Annotated in this window: 6 protein-coding genes; 3 read left to right on the top strand and 3 right to left on the bottom strand. The window is 53.7% G+C overall.

What is annotated here, in order from left to right; genetic code table 11:
• Window positions 1-702 precede the first annotated feature (702 nt).
• Window positions 703-1176, bottom strand: a complete 474-nt coding sequence (locus tag NB063_RS28700) for a DoxX family protein (protein WP_250932572.1) — start codon at window positions 1174-1176, stop codon at window positions 703-705.
• Window positions 1177-1512: 336 nt separating this feature from the next.
• Between NB063_RS28700 and NB063_RS28695 the strand changes: the two genes are divergently transcribed.
• From NB063_RS28695 to NB063_RS28685, 3 genes are all read left to right on the top strand, one after another.
• The gene (locus NB063_RS28695; protein WP_250932570.1) at window positions 1513-2520 is read left to right on the top strand and encodes a hypothetical protein; all 1008 of its coding nucleotides are present in this window, start codon (window positions 1513-1515) and stop codon (window positions 2518-2520) included.
• Entirely contained in the window at window positions 2517-4499 is a 1983-nt protein-coding gene (locus tag NB063_RS28690) for an amylo-alpha-1,6-glucosidase (RefSeq protein ID WP_250932568.1), read from the top strand. The genes NB063_RS28695 and NB063_RS28690 overlap by 4 nt, the downstream gene beginning before the upstream one ends.
• Before the next feature lie 685 nt (window positions 4500-5184).
• Window positions 5185-5490 (top strand): hypothetical protein, encoded by a 306-nt coding sequence (locus NB063_RS28685; RefSeq protein ID WP_250932566.1) that lies wholly within the window; start codon window positions 5185-5187, stop codon window positions 5488-5490.
• Window positions 5491-5682: 192 nt separating this feature from the next.
• On the opposite strand, the gene NB063_RS28680 is transcribed toward NB063_RS28685, so the two are convergent.
• Both NB063_RS28680 and NB063_RS28675 read right to left on the bottom strand, forming a co-directional pair.
• A complete protein-coding gene (locus NB063_RS28680) occupies window positions 5683-7089 on the bottom strand; it encodes a prenyltransferase/squalene oxidase repeat-containing protein (protein WP_250932564.1) in 1407 nt (468 codons plus the stop codon).
• A 528-nt stretch (window positions 7090-7617) separates the two neighbouring features.
• On the bottom strand, window positions 7618-9793 hold a 2176-nt coding region (locus NB063_RS28675; RefSeq protein WP_250932562.1), incomplete at its 5' end, for a sulfatase-like hydrolase/transferase.

The following is a 9793-nucleotide window of genomic DNA, read 5'->3' as shown; positions in this document are numbered from 1 at the left end:
CAATTTTTGGGACGCTTCCCTGCGTCTCTTGCTGCGCGAGACTTTCAAGGCTCAACGCATCGCCGAACTGTGTGTACGCGACAATGACGACGACCGCGACGATCAGGAAGACGCCAAGTTTCTTCCTCACCCCCGATTGATTGTCGTCGGTTTGTGATCCGATTGCCTTGGCCATGGCCCTTTCCATTTAGGATGCGTCCGCAAACGGCGGTATTTGCGAATTCAAACGCGAACGCAGAAGGCGAGTCACTCGCTGCTCGAACGCGTTGATAGATAGAAGACGTCAGTGAGCGGCACTCCTTACAATCAGATTACAAAAACCGGTGGACGTCTAATTTATTTCTGAAGGATCTGGAGCTTCAACGTATCCTTGGCTTCCAGCTGTGGCTCGGGAAGTTGATTGTTTTAGTGCCTTTTTTAGCGGAATGGCGCAAGCCGTCTGGTCCCGAGTCATCGGACGGCTCGCGCCGTTCCGCTACATTTGAAATCCTTCAGTAATACAATCGACGTCCCCCGAGACCGAGAACAGCGGGCGTTACCCGCTTCAGTTGCCTAGGAGAGGTTCCGTTACGTGAACGTCGAAAATTCCAATACGTCCGCCAGAAAGTGGCGCTGTCCAGCTAAAGTTCGCAGGTAACCTAGGCTGGGTGATGGGAGGAGCGAGGACCGCGTGAGCATTTTAGAACTGGTAGGTTCTGCTACTCAGCTGACTGGCTGTGACTCGTTTCCTTTGGCCACCACGACGCCCTTTTTCTTCTTCCACCAACTGTCGACGGTCCAGGTATCGAGTTCCCGGAGCAACCAAAGCGTGACGCATGCCGCCAACATCGGAAACGCCGCAAAAAACAACAAGTTCGGCTTTTCCCAAGGATTCATGTATTGCTTGTAGCAACTGATTGTGGAAACGGTGTGCAATGCAGTGATGAGTCCGTAGCTCCACGTGCGCAGAAATCCGCTGAGAAACGACAAGACCAAGATCATCTGCACGATGCCCACGCCAACCATTAAGGACGCTCCGAGGCCGGGCGTCAGATAGTACCGCTCGAAAATGCCCGCGGCGTGCTCCGGATTGAGAAGTTTGTCCAATGTCCACATCAGGAAAACAATCGCAACTCCGATCCGAAGTGTCAGCAAGGAAAATCCAATACGTCCATCTATCCTGTCTTTATCATTCATGGTCGTTTCCGATTGAGTCATTCGGTTGGGTTGTACACCATCAGAATGCACGGTGAACATATTGCACCGCCAAAGATTCTTGCGTGCCACCGACATTCACCGTTTCAGTGCTTCGCACAGCGACACACAAAACGATGAATGTGTGATTGAATGCCCATCTCTCTGCGGATCGAGTTGCCGCAGGTGCAAACGGAGAGTCGCTGACGGCTGACGCAGCGTCGGTACCCTGTGTGCTTTGGTCATTCAATGGATACGTGCGCGGAATTCTCTGATTGCGAAAGACCTGCATCAACCAAAAAACTCTTCTTATTACGACTTGTCCGTTAGGGTGAACCCATGAATCGTCAGTCTTTCTCGATCGCGGTCGTGACTACCGTCCTACTCGTTGCCATCGCGGCACCCCATCCAATTGCTGACGCGCAAGAGTGGGACGTGACGCCCGTTCAGCCTTCGTTCACTCAGGGCGAAGCTCAGTCAGGCATAATCAAGCTCTACCAATGGAAGGGAAACAATCCACGCACGGCAAATATTGGAACGATCAAGTCGGCAGACGGGGCTGAGTGGACGGTGCCGGCCAAAACGCATTTTCAATCGGCGACTAAAGCGGCCGATCTGTACAACGAAGCAAACGGGGTGGAGCCTGCCGGAATCGCCGATATTGATCTGGATGCGATACCGGTGATCGACGCCGGCGGCAACGAGATATTCACGGCATACCTTTTTGGCGACAACTATTTCGAGTTCTCCGTCAATGGCGAACTGTTGGCGGTCGATGCCGTTCCGATGACTCCATTTAACAGTAGCGTGATTCGTTTCAAAGCCCAGCGACCGTTCACCGTCGCGATCATGGGCGTCGATTGGGAGGAACGTCTGGGGCTGGGTTTTGAAAAATTCAAAGGTGCACCATTTCATCAGGGGGACGCCGGTTTGGTAGCGGTGGTCAAAAACGCAGCCGGCGAAACCGTTTCGGTAACCGATGCGAACTGGAAAGCACAAACGTTCTACATAGCCCCTCTCAAGACGAAGGAATGCCTTGAAGTCAATGGAGACATTCGGGACAGTTCAAAATGCAGCACCGAAGACACCGCAGACGGCACAGCTTTCTTCGCAGCCCACTGGCCGATTCCTGAAGACTGGGCCTCTGCCGATTTCGATGATAGCGACTGGCCAAACGCGGTAACCTATACCAATGATTTTGTCGGAGTCGATAACAAACCGGCCTACACGAATTTCACCGACCTGTTTGACGATCCCCAATCCGATGCAAAATTCATTTGGTCATCGAGTCTGGTGCATGATAATCTCGTGTTAATGCGAACAACCGTTGGCAAGCAACAGAAATGAACAAAATGCGTTTCGAGAAAGACTTGGCTGAGTGGATCGAGACGGATGGGCTTGGCGGGTTTTCATCCGGTACGGTGAGCGGTCAACGCACGAGGCGCTATCACGCTCTGCTGCTCGTGGCACAGAATCCGCCGGCGGACCGCGTCGTATTGGTCAATGGATTTGACGCTTGGGTCGAAACGCCAAACGGATCGCATCCAATTTCGACACAGTACTACCGCAATGACGTTGAGTCTCCGAGCGGGCATCTCTCGCTGCATTCTTTCACCAATGATCCTTGGCCAACTTGGCGTTACCAATTCGCCGATGACATCAGGATCTTCCAAGAGCTTTTTGTTCCGGATCGGGTGCAGGGCGTTGCCCTGCGGTGGCGCGTCATCGGCCACCGCACGGACGTGTCGCTACGGCTACGTCCGCTCCTCTCGGGACGCGACTTTCACGGGATGCATCACGCCAATCCTGACTTCAATTCGGCGACCACTCGTCACGAACAGTCAATTTCCTGGCAACCCTATTCCGACCTGCCGACCGTTCATGCCCAATCCAATGCAACCTTCAACGAGTGGTTTCAGTGGTACAACTCGTTTCTCTATTCTTTCGAGCGTGAACGCGGACTCGACGACATGGAGGACCTCGGATCACCTGGAGAATTTCGTTGGGATCTTGCCGAGCAAGATGCCTATCTGATGCTCTCCGCAGGGCAACCCTTGGCCGATCTTTGTGGGCTTGAAGGGGCAACGACCAAGCAGTATTTCGAAAAGATCGAAGGCAACGAACGCTCTCGCCGCCAGCGAGCGGGTCGTGAATCAGAGATCATTCGTTCTTATGTCGTTAGTCGCGACGAAGGCACTACCGTCATCGCGGGCTATCCATGGTTCGGAGACTGGGGGCGGGACACATTTATCGCGATGCGTGGTTTGTGTTTAACCAAAACGCAGTGGCTCGACACGGCGCACGACATCCTGATGAGCTGGGCCGATACCGTTTCGGAAGGCATGTTGCCGAACCGCTTTCCCGACCACGGTGACACGCCCGAATACAATTCCGTTGACGCATCGCTGTGGTACATCGTCGCAATCCAAGACAGCCTCGAAGCACACCGCAAAGCGAAACGGAGCCTTCCGTCGAAGGACATTTCGCGTTTGCAAGCAGCCGTCGACGCAATCCTGGAAGGGTATGCCAATGGAACGCGATTTGGGATTCACCTCGATGATGACGGGCTGATTGCCGCCGGTCAGCCGGGTGTGCAATTGACCTGGATGGATGCCAAGGTCGGTGATTGGGTGGTTACGACCAGGATCGGGAAACCCGTCGAGATTCAAGCCTTGTGGTTGAACGCCCTCGCGTTTGCTTGCCGTTTTTCCCATCGCTGGAAAAAGCAACTTGAGCACGGGCAGGCGTCCTTCGCAGATCGTTTTTGGAACGAGGAGGGAGGCTACCTCTACGATGTCGTCGACAACAACCATGAATCGGGCAGCGTGGATGACGCTTTTCGTCCCAACCAGATTTTCGCCGTCGGCGGGTTGCCGCTGATGTTGCTAAGCGAGGACAGATCCCGCCGAGTCGTCGACGCGGTCGAACAACGATTACTCACACCGCTCGGACTGCGTTCACTCGCCCCGGATCATCCCGATCACCAACCACGTTATGCAGGCGGAGTGCTTCAGCGAGATGGCGCGTATCATCAAGGAACAGTTTGGCCTTGGCTAATCGGTTCGTTCGTCGAAGCCTGGTTGCGGGTGCGGGATAACTCGCCCGACGCAAAGCAGGAAGCACGGCGAAGATTTCTGACGCCACTCGAAACGCACCTCAATCATGCAGGCATCGGTCACATCTCTGAAATTTGCGACGCCGAGCCACCACACACGCCTCGTGGTTGCCCGTTCCAAGCGTGGTCATTCGGTGAGTACCTGAGGATCAAGCACCTCCTCCTGGCTAACGGACGTAACTCCAATCAACCAAGCGTTCCAAGAGAATGAGAGTGTCCAATACCTTTGAGCGATCCCGAAGTTGCCGCCAGCTCGTTACCGCATTTGACGACAAAGCAGATGATAAAGGTCGATGTCATTCTGGAAGTCGTGATCGAATGCAGCTTCCGGAGAAATCCAAGAGATCGCGAGACTACCGCGTCGTCACTTGCGGGAAATCGAGCGACGTTTCACGGACGTTGTTGAAAAGATGATTGAGCATCGCCAAGTCTGCTGACGGATTGGCTCGATGCAACCGAGTGCAGGTAGGTGACAAATCGGAGAAAGACGGTACACGATCCACGCGTCCCTCGTAGAATCGTCCGGAACAGCTCGTCTTCGTCTTGTACGTGGGACATTCACACCCCATGCGGGTTAGAGAATCAACAAAGTCGTTCTGGTCGACGAAACCGGCTGCGTCAAAAAAGCTTCACGATTTTGCCGGGTCGGTAAACGAAGCGATGCGTCCTCGCTCTGGATCGCTTTCGCCGAAGAAGAATGCGCCCATCGCAGCATTTATTCCCGTGTGAAAAGTTTGTCGCGTGGAGAACCCGAGGTCGTTTCCGATCAACTGACCATGTTTCACCCGGGGGTGCCGATCAGTTACGACTGCGTTCTCGACTCCGCACTCGTATCGAACTTAACTCCGTTACGGTACAGTTGAGCATCTCATTGCATTTAAGAGGCCGAGGAAATCATGGCAAAAATCGATCAAGCAGCTCCACAGAAAGATGAACCTGTGGCGGAATCAGACCATAGGGAAAAGATCAAATCCCAAATCCTGGCGAAAACCGGCAGGCCCACCCTTCTGCATCATGTGGAGGTATGTCGGCACCACAACGGCAACTATCGGGTCAACATTTGGGAGAAACTGGAGCCCACCGGGGATTCCGCTTTCTCAACACCTGTCCACATTGGGTCGTCTTATTATTTGAAGGTATCGGATTCAGGTGAGATCATTCGCTGCAACCCGCCGCTGACCCAAATCCATCACTCGGCTTGAACTTGCCCCCCATCACCAGGGCGGTTGATGTGAATTCAGCATTTGTCCAAACGAACGAAGGTTTGATAGCCGCAATTGCGGAGTGAACTCGCTACTGCGAGTTCGATGTGGCTTCGGCGTGAACGACTCCGCGACCGCCATTGCCGTATCTCTTTGCAAGGGTTTGAACTCTGAGTCCCTGACGCCACTCAGCTATAACGCAAACTCGTCATCGATCGATTTGTCCGTATAGAGTGGCATGTGACGATAATAGACCTCAAGAATCATCGTCGCCAAGCACGTCGAGTAGAGTCGCCCGCCCATCATCCCACCCATCTCTGGAAGCGGATTCGGCATCCAACTTCCTGATGCGTGCCCAGCGGTCAATTGCGATTGAACCAGTGAATCTCGCATCACTCGATTCCAGGGCTCCCACTCGGGACCACCAAGATGCCGCATTACTTGGGTTGCGTAGTAGCTGTAGTACAGATTATCGAGACGCGGACCAGTCGACGAAATGAAGCTCACTCCGCGATTGATACCGCGATTTTCTCTTGGCAAGCCCTGATACATGCGGCATAAAACACCAATCGATGTTGTGGTCACGCCACCATCGTGCATCAGTTTCTGGTTCAGATAGCCATATTTCCCACCGCCAGCGCTACTGACCGAGTTAAGAAATTGTTCCGTGCCAGTGAGTGTCGGATCCGGTACGGTTAAGCCTCCAATTTTGCCGCTCTTAAGTGCCATGATTGCCCAACCAACGACCGACGTGTCCCCCGGTTGCTGCGGTGCATAACGCCAGCCCCCGCCGCGTGGATCTTGCGTTTTCACCAAATAGTCGAGCCCGCGCTGGGCAGGATCTCGCAAGCGAGAATCGCCGGTCATCGCGTACGCCTCGCAGATGGCAATCGTCGCAAGGCAATGCGAATACATCGTGCCACCTTGTTCGTGCCAAGCTCCCGTCGGATTCGATCCGCTGCTGAGGTATTGGTGCGCGATCAAGAATGTCAATCCGCGATCAATAACATCTTTGTACTGTCCCGCCATGTGAGTCTCGCCAGCCCCTAGAAACGGCAGCAGCGCCAGTCCTGTCGCACCATTTCGCGAGGACGCAAATCGCCCTGGGTCACCGCATTTCCCCAGACACACCTCGTCGTGGGCGAACGTCCATCCACCATCGGCTACTTGGTGTTCGATAAGCCACCGAAGTGCAAGGGCAACTGCCGCTTCGCTTTGCTGGCTTCCGCCGTATCGATTCAGCAACAGCGTTTTGTTTTCTGCGGATCGGCCGTCGAATGTGGCGGACAAGCTAGCCGTACTGCTTAGCCTAGTCGCCCTCGGTTTACCTGCGGTCAACTTGGCCATCCGTTTGACGTCACCGTATCCCGCCCGGTCAATGGCGGTAGGCGTTTCAGGCTGATAGGCTTCCTCCAAAAGGTTAAGCGAAACGTTGCTGAAAAGATTCGCAACGGGATCGTTCGAGGCCTCATCCGGGGTGTCCTCCAGGTGAATCGGACTCGATGCGAATTCGAATTCCGCGGATACCGAGGGTTCGTCATTCCCAATCTCGAACCTCAACCACCGAAGATCACTTACGGGTGCCGTTAGAACAATCATCGCGAATGCCAGTAGAACGACTGCATGAAAAATCAAGCTCACAAGCCACCCGGCGTTCGGCGAACGCAACAATCGACGGCGTGGAACATGCATCTTGATCAACTCCAGTGGTTCGGATTTGCGATGTCGCTAGCCTGAAGCTACCACATGTGGATGCTATCGACTGGGAATTGGTCAACAATGCCATTCCGCGGAGATGCCTGATTTGCTGCGGCCGATGCTCAACGTAACCAGAGACGTCTTGGACGCTCCATTTGGCCGCCCCATCTCGTGAAGAAGATTTCTGCCCGTGAATGTGATTGCCCTCACTGAAGCAAAGCTGTATTCATGCGTCGATGGACGCTAGCTAAACCATTCCTTACCCACGTTCCCGGCGCGTTCGGTTCAGCATCCCTGATTCGTGCTCGTTGACCGCGGTGGCAATGAGCACGGCGAAGCCCGCGACTGGGTGCGCACGCTGGATCTTAATTGCTGGTTTTGCCTTTGTTTTCAAACGCAACGTCATCGACTCGGGCTGTTTGGATACCTTTAACGATTTTCTGATTCGTAACGCATTGATTGATCGTCGAGTGGTCGAATCCAAACGTTACGGAACCGGACCGGATTGTCGTGGTCCTGCAAGAACAAAGGCCCGACCATCATTTGTTTCTGCCGTTGCCAAATGCTTTGCAGATAATCAGTCGTCCCGTAGCGATAGGGGTGGTAGTTGGAACGCGGTTCACCGAAGCGAGCGTTGTCTTGAACCTTTTGTCCGTTCAGCCAAGCCGTGATCGAACCTTCCTTTGTAATCTTGCCATCGGGTCCCCGCACCGGAGCACGATACCGAATATCGTAGACCTGCCACTGAGAACGAGGTCGTCCAGCACTGGCTAACGGATTCGAGAATCCGTACAAGGCCCCCATGTCACTTTCGCCAACCTTGTCCTTGCCTTCGGAGTGAATGATCTGCATTTCATAAAGGCCGTGTATGTACAGTCCACTGTTTCCTGTACCGCTTTCGGGCAGCATGAATTCCGCATGGATATCGGCATCGCGAAAGTGCCAATTGGAAACGATGTGATTGGTTCGTCGCTTGCCTCTCTTGCTGACGAGCGAGCCTTCAGTAACCTCCCAGTCCACTGGGCCGCCGTTCATGTTCACGAATTCAACAGTATCGGTTCCGTCAAACAGAACGATCGCACCCTCTGGTGGCGGAACCGGCAAGGTATCTTGTTTGGGAAGAAACTCGTCAGTCGGCGCATCCGCTGTGGACGCCTTGCCACCGGCAATTGCTGAACCGAGTTTTTCGCTCAACTCTTGCTTGATCTCTGCATAGGCCGGATCATCAATCAAGTTGGTGAACTCGTGCGGATCCGTTTCCAAGTCGTAGAGCATTGCTTGTTCGGCTGGCCCCCGTTTCGCTTTTCTCCACTCTGTGTATCGATACCGCTTGGTGCGTATTCCATATCCACTCGGAGCGCCCATGGTAATCTCGTACTCTTTTCCAGGTGCGTGGACATCACTGAGTTGAGGCACCAAACTCACGCCCGATAATTCATGAAGCGGTTCAACACCGGTCAATTCGCAGAGCGTTGGATAGATGTCGATCAAGCCGCTTAGACTAGAGCACTTTTTACCTTTTTCTTTTTGTCGCGGATCGACCACGATCAGCGGAACTCGGGCAGCTTCTTCAAACATGGTTGACTTATGCCAATGCCCATGTTCGCCTAAATGGAACCCTTGGTCGCCGGTGAAAACGATGATGGTGTTATCCGCCAATCCTTCATTTTCCAGTTCTTGAATCAACCTGCCGGCAAGTTCGTCTACAAAATGAACCGCTGCGTAGTAGGCATGGCTATAGTTGACGGCATGCGTCTCTGGAATGAAGTCAAATCCTGGTCCTTTGACGTGCCAGTTGATCCGCGGAATGTCATCTCGATCATTTCCAGGCACGAATGGCATTTCGTATTTGGCACGATCAGTGGCTTCCCAGTGCTTGGTGGGAACGATCATCGGTGGATGCGGGCTGTAGATCCCGTACGCAAGAAAGAAGGGCTTCCCGGTTGCGTCGGGGTTATTTTCTTTGAGAATCCGGACAGCATCAACGAGTCCCTGGCCATCGGCCATCTCTTCATCGTCGATGTCGGGGTTGTCGTAGACGACGCGAACCCCAGCTCTCTGCGTTTTTCCAACGTGCGTCGCGTTTTTCCAGTTTTCGAGAGACGCTTCATAGCCGGTGTTGTTGACCGCGACATCCCAGGCATCATCATCGTCTCCTCCCTTGGATCCAATTCCATCTGGTATCCCCATGTGGAAAATCTTGCCCACACGAGCGGTGAAGTATCCGTTGTTCCGGAACAAGGCCGGAAGAGAAACGACGTCAGGAACCGATTTGCTGAATGGCTCATTCTTATTGCTGACACAGCCGTTCTCAAAGGGATAAAGTCCGGACAACATCGAAGCACGACTGGGCCCACAGGTAGGGAACTGACAAAAGTTGTTTGCAAATATCACCCCTTTTTTCGCAAGCCGATCCAAATGCGGCGTCACCGCCACTGGATCTCCATAACACGCCAGACGGTCACCCAAGTCGTCTGAAATGATGAACAGAACATTGGGTCTTGTTGTTTGCTCCGCCGGGGTAGCAGCGATGACATCACTTCCCACCCAAACGCTAATGAAAGCCAGAGCAATCGTGGCCAGGCTCGAATGGCACGGGCATAGG

The organism is Aporhodopirellula aestuarii, from assembly GCF_023701485.1.
Taxonomy (GTDB): Bacteria; Planctomycetota; Planctomycetia; order Pirellulales; family Pirellulaceae; genus Rhodopirellula; species Rhodopirellula aestuarii.
This window is presented reverse-complemented; position numbering and strand designations above follow the sequence as displayed.

Excerpts from the sequence above, each read along its gene's own strand:
- NB063_RS28700 (WP_250932572.1), bottom strand. The coding sequence starts at position 1,176 with ATGAATGATAAAGACAGGATAGATGGACGTATTGGATTTTCCTTGCTG.
- NB063_RS28695 (WP_250932570.1), top strand. The coding sequence starts at position 1,513 with ATGAATCGTCAGTCTTTCTCGATCGCGGTCGTGACTACCGTCCTACTC.
- NB063_RS28690 (WP_250932568.1), top strand. The coding sequence starts at position 2,517 with ATGAACAAAATGCGTTTCGAGAAAGACTTGGCTGAGTGGATCGAGACG.
- NB063_RS28685 (WP_250932566.1), top strand. The coding sequence starts at position 5,185 with ATGGCAAAAATCGATCAAGCAGCTCCACAGAAAGATGAACCTGTGGCG.
- NB063_RS28680 (WP_250932564.1), bottom strand. The coding sequence starts at position 7,089 with ATGATTGTTCTAACGGCACCCGTAAGTGATCTTCGGTGGTTGAGGTTC.